The sequence below is a fragment of the Nocardia sp. NPDC050378 genome, assembly GCF_040655675.1.
Classification (GTDB): Bacteria; Actinomycetota; Actinomycetes; order Mycobacteriales; family Mycobacteriaceae; genus Nocardia; species Nocardia coubleae.
In genome coordinates this window covers 258,650-276,313 of record NZ_JBFAKI010000003.1, presented here as the reverse complement: position 1 = coordinate 276,313, position 17,664 = coordinate 258,650, and the positions used below count along the sequence as shown (strand labels likewise).

Below are 17,664 nucleotides of genomic sequence, written 5' to 3'. Positions count from 1 at the left end.
TAGTAATCGTTACAACAGCGCGGTCACATCATGCCGCATCAGCCACAGCCGCCTCATCGCGACCCGGTCGCCCGGTCACCCGCGTCGAGCAGTTCCGCGAGCCGCGGCCCGATCTCGGCGAGTGCCTGCGGTGAGGTCATCTGATCGTGCACCACCGCGACCGGCCGATCGCGGATTTCGCCGTCGACATACCGGGCCCAGTTCGCGGCCGCCTTCTCGTGTCCGAGGGCGCTGAAATACTCCAGCCTGCCCCGGAATACGGCGGGCCGGTGCTCGGCGATCAGTTCCGCCGAACGCACCGCGCTGCGATAGATGCGGCGCACCCGTTCGGGGGTGAGCACGGCCATGTTGGCCGGGATGATCGCGTGCAGGGCGGCCAACGCCTCGTCGCTGAGTTCGCGCACTCCGTTGGTCGCCACGGCGGCGCTCAGGTCGACCCCGAGTTCGGCCAGCGCGTCGCGCACGGCGGTGTGGAAATCGGGGACGTCGATGTCGGGGTGGGAGTCGAGCATGGCGAGCAGGCTCACCTGCTCGCCGTCCGCCTGCAGTTCGGTGGCGACGGCGTGGGCGAGCACGCCGCCGAGCGACCAGCCCATCAGCCGGTAGGGGCCCTGTGGCTGGACCGCTTTGATCTCGATGACGTAGCGGCGGGCCATGGCGGCCAGGGTGCCCGGCAGGTACCCGGACTCGCTGAGCGCGGGTGACTGCAGGCCGAAGATCGGCCTGCGCGCCGGAATGTATTGAGCCAGCCCGGCATAGCACCAGGCCAGCCCGTACATCGGGTGCACACAGAACAGCGGGCCACCCGCCTCGGTGCCGTGCGGCACGCGGTTGCGGATGGGCAGCAGCACGCCGAGGGCGTCGTCGGATTCGAGGTCGTAGTCACCGGCGCCCGCCTGGGTGGCGTCGATGCGTTCGGCGAGCGCGGCGACGGTGGCGTCGCTGAAGAACCACTGCACGCGTACGTCGGCGCCGACGCGGGTGCGCAGCCTGCTGATGGCCTTGGTCGCGACGAGCGAGTTGCCGCCGAGCTCGAAGAAGTCGTCGTCGAGGCCGACCTTGCCCGCGCCGAGCACCTCGGCGAAGACCTCGGCGACCGCGCGCTGGACCGGGGTGGTCGGCGGCCGGTAGGGCCGGGTGGTCGCCGCCGGGACGGGCAGGGCTTTGCGGTCGAGCTTGCCGCTGGCGTTGAGCGGCAGCGCGGCGAGCACGACCAGCGTGGCGGGGACCATGTAGGACGGGAGCGCGGTGCGGGCATAGGACAGCACTTCGGCTTCGTCCAATCCGCTTGTACTCGCACCGCTTTCGATGGAGTAGCCCGCCGCCGGGGTCGCGGTTCCCGGCTGCTCGGCACGCGTTTCGACGGGAACGACATAGCCGACGAGGCGGTCGCCGGTCGGGCCGTGGACCAGGGCGACGGCGGCGTGCCGCACCGCCGGATGCCCGCGCAGAACCGCTTCGACTTCACCGAGTTCGATCCGCTGACCCCGGAGTTTCACCTGGAAGTCGCTGCGCCCCAGGTATTCCAGAGCGCCATCGGCGTCGAGGCGCACCACGTCGCCGGTGCGGTAGAGCCTGCCGCCACCCGGATGGGCGACGAACCGTTCGGCGGTGAGCGCGGGCGCGGCGAGGTACCCACGCGCCAGCTGCACGCCTTCGAGGTACAGCTCGCCCGCGATGCCGGGCGGGACCGGCCGCAGGTGCCGGTCGAGCACGTGGACGCGAGTGTTGGCGACCGGTTCGCCGATCGGAATGTGCGCCTCCGCAGCCACTTCGGTCGCCGTGACGACGGTGGCCTCGGCCGGGCCGTACCAGTTGACGAGGTCGGCTCCGGGGAGCACCTCGGCGAACCGGCGCGCGGTCGGTGCCTGCAGTGCCTCACCGGCGGCGAATACCCGTCGCAGCGAAGGCAGTTCGCCCGCCCGGCGGTCGGCCAGGAAGGCGTCGAGCATGGACGGCACGAAGTGCACGGTGGTGACGGAATGTTCGGTGATGACCTCGGCGAGGTAATCGGGGTCGCGATGACCGTCGGGCCGGGCGATGACCACCGCCGCACCGGTCTGCAACGGCCACAGCAGTTCCCAGGTGGAGATGTCGAAGGTGACCGGTGTCTTGTGCAGCACCACATCGCCGGGGCTGTGCAGGTAGTCGCGTTGCGCCCAGCGGAACTGGGCGACGAGCTGACGGTGGGTCAGCATGACGCCCTTGGGTTTTCCGGTGGAGCCGGAAGTGTGGATCACATAGGCGAGGTTGTCCGGTGCCGGTTCGGCCAACGGCGCGGACTCGGTGCCGAGGGTGTCGATCTCGACGACCCTTGCGCTGGTGTGGAATCCGGTGCCCGTGGTCGTGAGCACACACAGTGGGGCCGCGGTGGCGAGCACGCGTTCGGTGCGTTCGGCGGGATGGTCCGGGTCGACCGGGACGTAGGCCGCCCCTGTGCGCAACACCGCGTAGATGCTGGTGACGAGGTCGATACCACGCCGCATGGCGACCGCGATCAGTACCTCCGGACCGGCTCCGAGCGCGCTCAGCGTGGCGGCCAGTTGCCGTGACCTGGCGTCGAATTGCTCGTAGGTGTAGCTGTTCTCACCGTCGATCACCGCGACCGCGTCGGGTGTGCGGGCCACCTGGGCGTCGAACAGCGTCAGCAGCGTCGACTCGTCGAGCAGTTCCGGCGCGTCGGTGGCGTTGAGTGCGGCGAGGGTGCCGCGTTCGTCGGCCAGCAGCACGTCCAGTGCGCCGAGGCGGGACTGCGGGTCGGCGGTGAAGCGGGCCAGCAGCAGTGAGAACCGTTGGGACAGCAGGTGTGCGGTGTAGGCGTCGAACACGTCGCGCAGGTACTTCACCGACACGCGCAGTTGGTCGCCTGCCACCACCTGCACGGTGAGCGGGTAGTGGGTGCCGTTGGTCGCGTCGAGACCGGTGATGGTGGCCGACCCACTGGCGGCTCGGTCGATCGCCGCCCGGTCGACGGGGAACGACTCGAACACGACGAGCGAATCGAACAGCGCGTCCACACCGACGATCTCCTGGATCTCACCGAGACCGAGGTAGTGGTAGTCGAACAGGGCGGCCTGCTCGTCCTGCAGGGTCCGCAGCAGCTCGGCGACGGTGTGCTCGGGCCGCACCCGCACCCGCACCGGGATGGCGTTGAGGAAAAGCCCGACCATGCGTTCCACACCGGGCAGTGCGGCGGGCCTGCCCGACACGGTCGCGCCGAACACCACGTCGTCGCGATCGACGAGGCGGGCGATGAGCAGCCCCCAGGCCGCCTGGACCACGGTGTTCACCGTGACGCCGAGGTCGGCGGCGAGCCGGGTCAGTGCCGCGGTATCGGCGGGTGTGAGCGCGAAGCCGGTTTCCCCGGTGCCCGAGGCGATTTCGCGGCCCTTCTCGACCGGGGCCAGCGGGGTCGGTTCGGCCAGGCCGGTGAGCGCGCCCCGCCAGGCCTGCCGGGCGGCGTCGAGATCCTGTTCGGTGAGCCAGGCCAGGTAGTCGCGGTAGGGCGCCGGTTTCGGCAGGCGACGGGTGCGCCCGACGGTGTAGGCGGCGAGCAGTTCCTGCAGCAGCAGCGGCATCGACCAGCCGTCGATGAGGATGTGGTGGCTGGTCACCACCAGGTGGGCGCGCTGGGGTGTGCGCACCAGGGTGAAGCGCAGCTGCGGCGCGACCGCCATGTCGAAATGTGTTGCCAGGTCGGCACTTCGGATGCGTTCGTAGGTGGCTTCGTCGGCATCGATCAGTTGCCACGGCACGTCGACGTCGTCGATGACCACCTGCAGCGGTGTGCCCGCCGGGTCGGTGGCGAAGGCGACGCGCAGGTTGTCGTGCCGGTCGAGCACGGTCTGGGCGGCGGTGTGCAGGCGTTCGGTGTCGACGGACGGGTCGAGGTCGAGGACGATCTGGGTGATGTAGGGGTCGACCGAATTCTCGGCGAGCAGGGCGTGGAACAGCATCCCGGACTGCAGCGGTGTCACCGGCCAGATGTCGCTGAGCCGGGGGTAGCGGCGCACCAGGCGGTCGAGTTCGGTCTGGCCGAGGCGGACCAGGGCGAAGTCCGACGGGGTGAATCCGCCCGCGTCCGGGCGCAGGCCGTGTTCGGCGAGTCCGCCGAGGGCGCGGATCCAGTGCTCGGCGAAGTGCTTCACCGCGTCGGCGTCGAGAACCGTCGCGGCGTAGTCGAAGCGGGCGACCATGCCGTCGGCGGTGGCGTCGACGGTGAGCACGAGGACCAGATCGTCGACGGCGACGTCGGTGTGGACGCGGGCGGGTCGCAGGTCACGCACCCGGACCGCGAAGCGGCCGCGGTCGACGGTGCGCACGGTGTCGGCCGCGTCGGCGTCGAGGTAGCGCAGCAGTCCGAAGCCGGCGCCGCCTGCCGGGACCGTGCGGCACAGTTCCTTGATCTGGGACAGTGCCGAGCCCGCGGCGGGGCCGCCGACGAGCGCGTCGGCCGGGTCGACGCCGTCGAGGCGGAGGGCGAGCGGGAAGTCGGTGGTGAATCCGCCGACCACGTTCTCCGCGTCGTGCCGTCCGAGGACGCGCTGGTCGGCACGCAGCCGGACGACGCTGCCGATCGCGCGGACGGCCGCCGAATCGGCGGCGGTGTGCAGTGCGAGGGCGACGGCGGTGAGCAGCACCTCCTCGACCGTGGCGCGGTAGGCATCGGCGACGGTGCCGACGGCGGCGGTGCCCTCGCCGGTGATGCTCAGCGATACCCGGCGGCGCTGGCGCAGCTCGCCCGAATCGGCCGTCCTGGCGCGCACGGCGCGGTGCCAGTACTCGCGTTCGGCGCGGGCGGCGGGCGAGGACGGGTAGTCGGCCAGGCGGCGGATCAGGTCGTCGAGACCCGCGTCGGGCGCCGAGGGTGCGGCGTGACGGCCCCGGCTCCACGCGGTGGTGAGCTGGTCGACCACGGCGCGCCAGGAAACCTCGTCCAGCACGAGCGCATTGGCTACCACGACGAGGGTGGACGGGCCGTCGCCGGTGAGGATGAAGTGGATGTTGCGACCCTCGTCGGGGTCGAGCGCGGCGGCCGCGGCGGCGACGATGTCGTCCACGGGCAGCGAGGCCTCGCCGTCCTCACCGGCCAGCCTGCGGAAGGCGCCGCCGGTGCGTTCGGCGGGCGGGGGGATGCGCAGCACCGGGTCGGGTTCGGTGCGGTCGAGAACCGCCCACAGCATGGGGTGCTGGTTCATCACCGCGGCCGCGACGGCGGCGACGGCCTCGTCGGGGCAGTCGGCGGGCACGTCGAGCAGCAGGGCGCGTGGTTCGACGGCCTGCTCCCCCGCTTCCAGGAGCTGGGCGGCGGTGGCGGTGAGCGGCAGGGCGCCGGTCCGGGTGGTCGCCTCGGCGGTGAGTTGCGCGCGCTCGGCGAGGGCGCCGACGGTGCGCGCGGCGAACAGGTCGCGCGGGCGCAGGGTGACGCCCGCGTCGGCGGCCCGCGACACCACCTGGATGGCGGTGATGCTGTCGCCGCCGAGAGCGAAGAAGTCGTCGTCCACACCGACCCGGTCGTGGCCGAGCACCTCACCGATCACGCGGGCGACGGCGCGTTCGGCCGAGCTGCGCGGCGGCCGGAACTCGCGGTGGCCGAGCACCGGATCGGGCAGGGCGCGGCGGTCGAGTTTGCCGCTCGGGGTGAGCGGCAGTTCGTCGAGTACGACGACGGCGGCGGGCACCATGTAGTCCGGCAGCGCCTCGGCGGCGGTGGCGGTGAGTGCGCTCGGTTCCAGGTCGGTGCCTTGCACATACGACACGAGCATGGTCGATCCGGCGCCGTTGTCGCGGCCCATCGTGGTGACCCAGCTGACGCCGGGTGCGGCGGCCAGCACGGCATCGATCTCGCCGAGTTCGATGCGCAGACCACGGATCTTCACCTGGAAGTCGTTGCGGCCCACGTATTCCAGCACGTCGCCGCGGCGGCGGACGAGGTCGCCGGTGCGGTAGAGGCGGGCGCCTGCCGGACCTTGCGGATCGGCGACGAAGCGGGCGGCGGTGAGGCCCGCGCGCTGGTGGTAGCCGCGCGCCAGCTGGACACCGCCCACGTAGAGCTCACCGGTGGCGCCTTCGGGCACCGGGTGCAGGCGCGGATCGAGGATCAGTGCGCGGACGCCGCGAATCGGGCCGCCCATGTTCACGTCGGTGCCGTGCAGCGGTGCGCTGAGCGTGACGGCGATGGTCGCCTCGGTGGGGCCGTAGGCGTTGTGCACGCGACGTTGCGGCAGTGTGTCCCAGCGCGCGGCGAGCTCGGCGGGCAGGTGCTCGCCGCCGACGCTCAGGACGCGCAGTTCGGGCAGGTCCTCGGGTTCGAGGGTGGCGAGCACGGTCGGGGTGAGGTTGGCATGGGTCACCCCTTCCGTGCGGATCAGTTCGGTCAGGTCGGTGCCGACGACGGTGTCGGCCGGGGCGAGGACCAGGGCGCCCGCGCCGCCGAGGGCGAGCAGCAGTTCCAGCATGGACGCGTCGAACGACGGCGAGGCGAATGCCAGTGCGCGCGTGGACTTGTCGAGCCGGTAGCGCTCGACCTGTTCGGCGCAGAAGTTGGCGACACCGGCATGGGTGACCACGACGCCCTTGGGCAGACCGGTCGACCCGGAGGTGTAGATCATGTACGCCGCGCCGCCCGGGCGCGCGGCGCCGAGGAGCTCGATCTCGCGCAGCGCGACACCGGGATTGGCCGCGACCTCGGCGGTGAACGCGCGGTCGTCGAGCGCCACCCAGCCACCGGCGGCGGGCAACGCGGGCAGGTCGGCCAGTTCGGCGGCCAGGGTGACGCCGAGGGTCGCACCCGAATCGGCGACCATGTGCGCGATCCGGTCGAGGGGGTAGCCGGGGTCGATCGGCACGATCACCGCGCCGGTGCGGGCGATGGCCCACAGCGCGAGCACGGATTCCACCGATCGCCGGATGGCGACGGCCACCGGAACTTCCGGGCCCGCGCCACGGGCGATGAGCGCACGGGCCAACTGGTTGGCGGCCGCGTCGAGGTCGGTGTAGGTGAAGCCGCGTCCTTCGCCGCGCAGTGCGATCCCCGACGGGTTGGCGCGGACGGCGTCGCCCATGAGCTGGGCGAGGGTGCGCGCAGGCGCGGCGGGTGGGCCCGCGAAGGTGGTCTGCGCCGCGAGTTCCTGGTCGTCGAGCAGGTCGATATCGCCGACGGGCGCGGTGGGGTCGGCCACGACGGCGGCCAGCAGGCGGGTGAAGCGGGCGCCGAGAGTACGCACCGTCGATTCGTCGAACAAGTCGGTCGCGTAGGTGAATTCGGCGTACATGCCGCCGTTGCGTTGCTGTTCACGCACGGTGAGCAGCAGGTCGAACTTGGCGTCGGCGGTGCGGGCGTCGAGGGCGTGCACGGCGAGACCGGGCAGTTCCACGGTCACCGGCGCGAGGTTCTCGAACGACAGCGCCACCTGGAACAAGGGGTGCCTGCTGGTCGAGCGGGCCGGGTGGACCGCGTCGACGACCCGCTCGAACGGGACGTCGGCGTGGGCGAAGGCGCGCAGGTCGGTGTCGCGGGTGGCGGCCAGCAGCGCGGTGAACGGTTCGGCGCCCGCGACGCGACTGCGCAGCACGAGGGTGTTGACGAACATGCCGACGAGGTCGTCGAGTTCGCGCGCGCCGCGACCGGCGATCGGGGTGCCGATGGCGACATCGTCGGTGTCGGACAGGCGGGCCAGGAGGGTGGCGAGCGCGGCCTGCACGACCATGAACACGGTGACGCCTTCGCGCCGTGCCAGTGCGGCGAGTCCGGCGTGCAGGTCGGCATCGATGTCGAAACCTGTTGTGGCACCGGCGAAGGATTGCACCGCGGGGCGTGGCCGGTCGGTCGGCAGGTCGATCTCGTCGGGCAGGTCGGCGAGTTCGGTGGTCCAGTAGGCGAGCTGGTTCGCGGCGATCGATGACGGGTCCGCCTCGTCACCGAGCGTATCGCGTTGCCACACCGCGTAATCGGCGTATTGGAGCGGAAGTGGCGTCCACGCGGGCGCGGCACCCGAGGTGCGCGCGGTGTAGGCGAGCACCAGGTCCCTGGTGAGCGGGCCCATCGAGAAGCCGTCGGCGGCGATGTGATGCGCGACGAACACCAGCACGTGTTCGTCGGCACTCAGCCGGAGCAGACGCAACCGGACCGGTGGCGCGGCGGTGACATCGAACCCGGTCGAGGCGGTGCACCGCACTTCGGCGAGTACGTCGTCGGCGGTGACCGGTACAGGTGTGAGGTCGAGGTCGACCGCGCCCGGTGCCAGCACCTCCTGCACAGGCCCCCATTCGGTGCGGCGCCCGGCCGTGGCGCCCGCCGAAGCACCGGTCGCAGGTTGCCCGGCGGCGGTTCCCCTGGTGAGCGCCGCAGGCTGCCGGACCCGATCGTGCGGGGTCTCGGGGTAGCGGGTGCGCAGGACTTCGTGGCGGGTGAACAGGTCGCGGACGGCGGCCTCGAGGGCGGGCAGGTCGAGGGTGCCGGTGAGGCGGATGGCGGCGGGGATGTTGTAGACGGTCGCGTCGGGGTCGAGCTGGTTGAGCAGCCACATGCGCTGCTGGGCCAGCGACAGCGGCACCTCGGCCGGGCGCGGTCCCGCGACCGGGCGCGCGGCCGACAACTCGTCGGCCCGGTGCACCCGCAGCGCGAGTTCGGTGACCGTCGGGGCCTCGAACAGCAGTCGCACGCCCACCGCGCGGTGCAACGCCTCGGCGATGCGGGCGGCCGCACGGGTCGCGAGCAGAGAGTTACCGCCGAGGGCGAAGAAGTCGTCATCGGCGCCGACGTCGTCCACCCCGAGGATGTCGGCGTAGACCCCGGCGATCAACTGCTCCGTAGGCGTCGTCGGCGCCCGGAAAGCGGCGGATTCGAAGACCGGTGCGGGCAGCGCGGTGCGGTCCAGCTTGCCGTTGACGGTGCGCGGCAGCGCATCGAGCACCACGAATGCCTCGGGCACCAGGTAAGCGGGCAGTTTCTCCCGCAGCGCGGACTTGACCTGCACCACATCGAGTTCCGGGCGAGTGACCGGCGCGGATGCCGCGACCGAGTTCTCGGCGGCACCGAAATGGGCCGCGCGGGAGTCCGTCGGCACCACGTACGCGACGAGGCGGTCGCCGTAGTGGGCGTCGGTGCGTGCCAGGACGGCGACCTGCGCGACCTGTGGCAGGGCGAGGAGCGCGGCTTCGACTTCGCCGGGTTCCACCCGGAAGCCACGGACCTTGACCTGGAAGTCGGTGCGGCCCAGGTAGATCAGTTCGCCGTTGGTCGCGCTGTCCGCGCGCGTGCGGATGACCAGGTCGCCGGTGCGGTACATGCGGGCACCCGGCTGGAAGGGGTCGGCCAGGAAACGTTCGGCGGTGAGGGCCGGTTTGCGCAGATAACCTCTGGCCAGCTGGACACCACCGAGGTACAGCTCGCCACGGACGCCGGGTGGGACAGGGCGCAGGCGCTCGTCGAGCACGTAGACGCGGCTGTTCCACTCGGGCGTGCCGATGGGGACCGTCTCGGTATCGGCGGAAGTCACCCGATGGTCGGTGATCGAGACGGCGGCCTCGGTGGGGCCGTAGAGGTTGTCGACCCTAGTGTCCGGCAGGGCATTCAGCAGTCGCTGTGCCAGCGCGGCGGGCAGTGTTTCACCGATCGCCAGGATGCGGCGCAGTGGTGGCGCGGTCGCCTCCCAGTAGCCGACGAGGGTGTCGAGCAGCGACGGTACCGCCGTGAGTGTGGTGACGTCCGCGTCGGCGATGAGCGCGTCCAGGTAGGCCGGATCGCGGTGCCCGTCGGGCGCGGCGATCACCAGGCGGCCACCGCAGACGGCCGCCGACCAGAACTCCCACACCGAGAGGTCGAACGTGGCGGGCGTCTTCAGCAGGAACGCATCGGCCGCGGTCGTCTCGAATTCGGCACGAAGCCACTGCAATTGGTTGACCACCGCCGCATGCGAGACGGCCACACCCTTGGGTCGTCCGGTGGATCCGGAGGTGAAGATGACGTAGGCCGTGTTCTCCGGACGCAGCGGCGCCCGACGATCCGCGTCGGTCACCGGGGCCGGATCGGCCGACTGCACCGCCGGATGGTCCACCCGGACCATGGGCGCCGCGTCGGTGCGAAAGCCGTTGGTGAGCACGCAGATCGGGGCCGCGGTGTGCAGGATGTAATCGGTACGGTCGGCGGGTTGATCCGGGTCGATCGGCACGTAGGCGCCGCCGGAGCGAGCCACCGCGTACATGGCGACCACCAGGTCGATTGAACGGGGCAGGGCGAGCGCGACCAGCGACTCCGGGCCGACCCCGAGCGAGATGAGATGGCGGGCGAGGCGATTCGCGCGCGCCTCGAACTCGGCATAGGTCAGTTCGAGACGGCCCTCGGGCAGGTCCGCGACGAGGGCGATCGCTTCGGGCCGCGCCGAGGCGGGCAGCTCGGCGAGGGTGCCCGTCGGCATCGCGAGATCGGCGGCACCGCCCACGATTTCGCTCGACCGCTCGACGGCCGTACGCAGATCGACATCGCCGACCACCCGGGCCGGTTCACTCACGATCGCGTCGAGCAGCAGGTTCAGCCGCTCGGCGAACCCGGCCACGGTGGCGGCGTCGAACAAGTCGGTGGCGTAGGTGAAGAACCCTTCGATGCCGGTGGGGCTGCCGTCCTCGGCGTACCCGTCACCGACGATCAGGTGCAGGTCGAATTGCGAGACCGCGAGATCCGCGGGCACCGGCGCGATCCGCAGACCCGGCAGCTCGAGGGTGGCGTGGTCCACGTTCTGGAAGGACAGGCCCACCTGGAACAGCGGGTGACGTGCCGTGGAACGCGGCGGGTCGAGCACCTCGACGAGCCGTTCGAAGGGCACATCGGCGGCGGCGAAGGCGGCCAGATCGCGGGCGCGCTGGTCGGCGAGCAGATCGGTGAAGGCCGCGCTCCCGTCGTAGCGCGTGCGCAGGACAACGGTGTTGACGAACATACCGATCAGGTCGTCGAGTTCGCGTTCCCCGCGTCCGGCGACTGGTGTCCCGACCGCCACGTCGGCGGTACCGGCCAGCCGCGCGAGCAGCACGGCGAAGGCGGTATGTAGCACCATGAAGACCGTCGAACCGGTCTGCTGCGCGATCCGCGCGAGTCCGGCGTGGGTGTCGGCGTCGATCCGCACCGGCACTCGGTCACCCGCGAGCGAGGCGACGGCGGGGCGCGGGCGATCAGCGGGCAGTTCCAGCAGATCCGGCAGCCCGGACAGTTCCGTCTGCCAGAAGGAAACCTGTTGTGCGGCAAGCGATTCGGGGTCGCTCTCCGCACCCAACCGATCCACCTGCCACAGCGCGTAGTCGGCGTACTGCACCGGCAGACTCGCCCAGTCGGGCGCATGCCCGGCCGCCCGTGCGAGGTAGGCGGTGGTCATATCGCGCACCAGCGGCGCCATCGACGAGGCGTCGGCCGCGATGTGATGCACCACCACCGCGAGCACGTATTCCGTCGGCGCGTCCGGATCGGCACCGGTCACCTCGAACAACCGCACCCGCAAGGGCACCTCGGTCGTCACATCGAAGGCGGTCGAAGCCAGTGCGGTGATCCGTTCGACCAGCTCCGCGCCGGACCCGGCGACCCCCACACCGGCGGGTTGATCGTCCCCGAAGCCGGAAACACCGGAGGTCGGGTGATCCACACCGGGGAACGAGGCGCCGTCCTCGCCGAGGTGTCGGCTTCCGTCGCCACCCGGTAGCGGACGGTCGCCAGAACGGACGAAGGGCCGCCCGGCCGCATCGGTTACGCCCGCATCGGCGGCAGCGTTCACGACCGGAAGCTTGGTGGTGGCGAAGGGGTCGGTGGGTTCGCCGATGCGGTGGACCGTGATGCCGAGGTCGACCTCGTCGGCGGGCAGGATCCGCTGGATCGGGCCGTCCCCGGTGTCGGGGTAGACGGTGCGCAGGACTTCGTGGCGGGCCAGGACGTCGTGCAACGCCGTGGTGAGGGCGTCGACGTCCAGGTTGCCGGTGAGGCGCAGCGCGAAGGGGAGGTTGTAGGCGGCGGTGCCGTCGCCGGTGGCGCCCTGGTCGAAGCGGTTGAGGAACCACATGCGGCGTTGGGCCGGTGACAGTGGGAGTTCGGCCGGGCGGTCGAGGCTGCCGAGGGTGGAGACGGTGTCCGCAGTCTCGTCGACGGCGGCCGGGTCGAGGGCGGCGGCCAGTGCCGCGACCGTCGGGTGCTCGAACAGGGTGCGCACGGGGATGCGGCTGCCGGTTGCGGCGCCGAGACGGGCGACCAGCCGGGTGGCGACCAGGGAGTTTCCGCCGAGGGCGAAGAAGTCGTCGTCGGCGCCGATGTCCCTGCGCCCCAGCACTTCACCGTAGAGCGCGGCGACCAGCTTCTCAGCCGCGGTCGCCGGGGCGCGGAAGGCGCGCGTGGTGAAATGCGGTGCGGGCAACGCTTTGCGGTCGAGTTTGCCGCTCGGATTGAGTGGCAATTCGGCGAGCACCGTGATGGCGGCCGGAACCATATACGCCGGGAGGGTTTTGGCGACCGAGGCCAACAGGCGATCCGGGTCGGCGGCGCGGCCGGGCGCCGCAACCACATAGGCCACCAGCTGATCACCCAGTTCGGTCGCGGCGACCATCGCCACCGCCTGGCTCACGGATTCGCTTGCCAGCAGGGCGGTTTCGATCTCACCGAGCTCGATGCGCTGGCCACGGAACTTCACCTGGAAGTCGATGCGTCCCAGGTAGTCGAGCCGTTGCGGCTCCCCTGCGGTCGGCCTGCGCCACACCACCAGGTCACCGGTGCGGTACATGCGTGCGCCGGTCACCGAACCACCGAAATCGGCGGCGAACGGGTCGGCGACGAACCGGTCGGCGGTGAGACCGCGCCGCGCGACATACCCGCGCGCGAGCTGCTCACCCGCGAGATAGAGCTCACCCGCGACGCCCGGGGGCACCGGCCGCAGCCGCTCGTCGAGCACGTATACCCGGGTGTTCCACTGCGGCAGGCCGATCGGCACCGACCGCTCCCCCGCCCTGGCGGGCCAGTAGGTCACCGAGACAGCCGCCTCGGTCGGCCCGTACAGATTGTGCAGCCGCGCCGAACACACCTCGGCCATGGCATCCACGGTTTCCGGCGGCAACGCCTCACCGATCACGAACACGTCGCGCAATGTCGACAGGCTGGCAGGCTCGGCATCGACGGGGCCGGGTAGCGGGTTGGCCGACGTCCGCGCGGCCCGCAGCGACCACGCGGGCGGCTCGTCCTCCTGAGCGGGCGCGGTGGCCAGCGCCGAACGCAACAGCCGCTCACGGGTGACACGATCCCCGACGGAGCCGGACGGAGCCGTCGAGGCCGGACCACCCAGGCCGTGCGCTTGTCGCGAACCCGAACCGGACTGCGTCGAGCCACCGAGCCCGGGCGAAGCCGCACCGGCATCGCCCGTCACCACGCGCGCCGGACCGCCTTGGAGCCCTGCGGAATTCCCGGGCACGCGCTGCGGCAGCCCACCCGGCGCACGTCGCGGCTGTGCCGAGTCGCCGGATCCCGCCGAGGCTTGCGCGGCGTCGACGACCACACCGGAAGCGCCTTCACCACGTGCCGACGCGCTCGCGACGGACTCGATTTCCGGCCGACCGGCACGGGCCTGCGCCGCGAAGACCGTGAGCATAGACGGGACGAAGTCGGTGACGGTGACGCGGTGGATGTCGATGAGATCGATGAGGTAGGCGGGGTCGCGGTGGCCGTCGGGGTTCGCCAGCAGCAGGGTGGCCCCCACGCGCAAGGGGAGGAAGTAACCCCAAAGGGACACGTCGAAGGTGGTCGCGGTCTTCTGGAGGTAGACGTCGCCCAGGACCAGAGGGTATTTCGCCAGCATCCACACCAGCTGGTTGTGGATGGCGGCGTGCGAGATCAGCACGCCCTTGGGCTTTCCGGTGGAACCGGAGGTGAAGATGACGTAGGCGGGGTGCTCGGGGTGCAGTGGGGCGAGGAGTTCCTCGGGGCGCACCGGTTCGACGGACACACCCGTGGTGTCGAGTTCGTCGACCAGCACCACGTCGATCCCCGTGGGGAGGGCTGTGGCGTCGGCGCGGGTGCTCAGCACGCAGGCGGGGCGGGCGGTGTCGAGGATGTAGGCGATGCGGTCGGCCGGGTGATCGGGGTCGAGCGGCACGTACGCGCCACCGGCGGTGAGCACCGCGTACATCCCGATCACCAGTTCCGGCGAGCGCCGGACAGCCAGTCCGACAAGGCTTTCCGGGCCGACACCCGCGCCGATCAGCACGCGGGCCAGCGCGTTGACCCGCTCGTCGAACTGCCGATAGGTGAGCGCGACGCCCTCGTACACCAGCGCCGTCGCCGACGGATGGGCCTGCACCGCACGGCGATAGGCGTCGAGCACGAGTTCCGGCGCCACCGGGTGGGTGGTGTCGTTCCAGGCGACGATGCTCTGGTGACGTTCGTCGTCGGTGAGCAGGTCGACCTCGGCCACACTCAGCGACGGCTCGGCGGTCACCGCCGACAGCAGGCGGGTGAAGCGTCCGGCTAGGTTCTCGATGGACTCCGCGTCGAACAGATCGGTGGCGTAGGTGAACAGCGCCGCCATCGGTTCGGCCGGATCGGTGCCGGGCACGACGGTCAGTTGCAGGTCGAAACGCGCTACCGCGCCACCGAATTCGACCGGCGCCACTTCCATGCCGGGCAACCGCAGCGTCGGCAGGTCGAGGTTCTGGAAGAACAACGCCACCTGGAACAGCGGATGATGCGCCTGGGAGCGCACCGGGTCGAGCAACTCGACGAGCCGTTCGAAGGGCAGGTCGGCGTGGGCGAAGGCGGCCAGGTCGGCGCGTTTGGTCGCCCGCAGCAGCTCGAGGAAGCTCGCCCGCTGGTCCACCTGGGTGCGCAGGACCAGGGTGTTGACGAACATGCCGATCAGGTCGTCGAGTTCGCGGGCACCGCGCCCGGCCACCGGGGTGCCGATGGCGATGTCGTCGGTGTGGGCCACTCGGCTCAGCAGCACCGCGAGCGCCGCGTGCACGACCATGAACTCCGAGGTACCGGTGCGTTGGGCCAGGTCGGCGAGCGCGGTGTGCACGGCGGCCGGGATCTGGAAGCCGAATTCCGCACCGCGACCGCTGAATACGGGTTGTCGCGGGCGGTCGGTCGGCAGATCGAGGCGGTCGGGCAGGGCGGCGAGCGTATTGCGCCAGAAGGCGATCTGGGCGGCGGCGAGCGAGTCGGGGTCGTCCTCGGCACCGAGCAGTTCGCGATGCCACAGTGTGTAGTCGGCGTACTGCACCGGCAGGGGCGCCCAGCTGGGGCGTGACCGGTTGCGCCGAGCCAGGTAGGCACCGAGCAGGTCGCGCAGCAGCGGGGTGATGGAGGCACCGTCGGCGGTGATGTGGTGCAGGGCGATCGCGACCACATGATCGCGCGGACCGAGCTCGGCCAGCGCCACCCGCAGCGGCACCCCGGCCGCCACATCGAAGCCCTTGGCGGCGAATTCGGCCAGCCAGAGCGGCAATTCGTCCTCGGACAAGCTGTCGACGAGGACCTCGGGCACCGCTTCGGAGGCGGGCAGGATCACCTGGTGCCCGACGCCTTCGGCCACACCGTCGCCGTCGGCGGTTTCACCGGCAGTGAGCACCGGATACCAGGTGCGCAGGGATTCGTGCCTGCCGACCAGATCCGACAACGCCGCGTACAGCGCGTGCGCGTCGAACGGCCCGGTCAGGCGCAGGGCGAACGGGATCGTCTCGGCCGTGGAGTTCGGGTCGAACTGGTTGAGGAACCACATCCGCCGCTGCGCGGGCGAGAGCGGAATCAGCTCGGGACGGCCACGGCGGGTCAACGGCGCGTGCCCACCCGCACCCTTCAGTGGCTCGAGCAGCGCGGCGAGCCCTGCGACAGTGGGACTTTCGAAGACATGCCCGGCCGGAACACGGGTGGACAGTTCGGCGCCGAGCCGCGCCGCGACCCGGGTGGCGAGCAGGGAGTTACCGCCGAGGGCGAAGAAGTCGTCATCGGCGCCGATCGGGTCGGCCGGGTGCAGCAGGTCGGTGAAGACGGCGGCGACCAGCTCCTCCATCGCACCGGACGGCCTGCGGAACTCGGCGGCGCGCAGGGTGGGGGCGGGCAGTGCGGCCCGGTCGAGCTTGCCGACGGGGGTGAGCGGGATGGTGTCGAGCACCGTCAGCGCGGTCGGCACCATGTGGGCGGGCAGACCGGCCTTGGCGTGGGCGAGCACCTCGTCGAGGTCGATCGAGGCACCGGGCGCGGCATGCACGTAGGCGGCGAGAATCGTTGTGCCGTTGTCGAGTTCGTGGCCGACGGTCACCGCGAAGTCGACGGACTCGTGCGCGGTGAGCACGGTGTCGATCTCGCCGAGCTCGATGCGGAATCCACGCACCTTCACCTGGAAGTCGTTGCGTCCCACGAATTCGATGGCGCCGTCGGGTCGTCTGCGCACCAGGTCGCCGGTGCGGTACATGCGTCCGCCCGCCGGGTCGAAGAGATCGGTGACGAATCTGGACGCGGTCAGTGCGGGCCTGCGGTGGTAGCCGCGCGCCAGCCCGTTACCCGCGATGTACAGCTCGCCGATCATGCCGTCGGGCACGCGGACGAGACGTTCGTCGAGCACGTACTCGGTGACCCCACGCAGCGGGGCGCCGATGTTCACCGTGTCGCCGATCTCCAGCGGCGCACTGATATTGGTGACGATCGTGGTCTCGGTCGGTCCGTAGCAATCGTGGAAACGCCGGGTTCCGGTGGCCCAGCGGCGGATCAGATCCGGCGGACACGCCTCACCACCGGTGGTGACCACGGCCAGTTCGTCGAGCCCGGTGGGATCGAGCGAGGCGAGGGCGGCGGTGGTGATGAACATGTGCGTCACCGATTCGCGACGCAGCACCTCGGCCAGCTCGGCACCGCCGAGGATGCCCGCGGGTGCGATCACCATGGTCGCCCCCGCACCGACGGCCATCAGCAGTTCCAGCACGGCGGCGTCGAACGACGGTGACGCGAAATGCAGAGTGCGCGAGGAGGGTTCGATGCCGTAGTGGGCGCGTTGCTCGGCGCAGTATCCGGCGAGACCGGCGTGGGTCACCACGACGCCCTTGGGCAGACCGGTCGACCCGGAGGTGTACACCACGTAGGCGGGATGCTGCAGCCGCAGCGGTCGCACGCGGTCGGCGAAGGTCACCGGGTCGCCGGGGTGTTCCTCGGCGGCGCGGCGCACTGCGGGATCGTCCAGGCACAACCAGTCGACGGTGGCGGGCAGGCGATCGACGGCCGCCGTCATCGACAGCCCGACCACCGCGCCCGCGTCGGCGAGCATGTGCGACACCCGCGCCTGCGGGTAGTTCGGGTCGACGGGCAGGAAGGCCGCACCGGCCTTGGTCACCGCCCACATGGCGAGCACCGACTCCGGTGAGCGGCCGATGCCGACGGCGACCACGTCCTCGGGACCGACCCCACGCTCGATCAGCAACCGGGCCAATCGGTTGGCGCGCTCGTCGAGTTCGCCGTAGGTCAGGCGAACCGGCGCCGACACACCGTCGGACCAGCTCAGCGCCACCCCACCCGGGTTCGACTCCACCGCGACGGACAGCAGTTGCGGCAGCGTCTTGCCCCGCTGCCTGGCCCGGGTCCCGGACGACCGCGACGCCCTGGTCACGACAGCCCCATCCGATCGCCGGAGTCGACTCGCCGCTGCCCGGTCATGC

1 protein-coding gene is annotated in these 17,664 nt (G+C 71.2%); it reads right to left on the bottom strand.

The features are described from left to right. Positions 1 to 53: 53 nt before the first annotated feature. Entirely contained in the window at positions 54 to 17,615 is a 17,562-nt protein-coding gene (locus tag AB0I35_RS08895; protein WP_357395237.1) for an amino acid adenylation domain-containing protein, read from the bottom strand. Between the last annotated feature and the right edge of the window lie 49 nt (positions 17,616 to 17,664).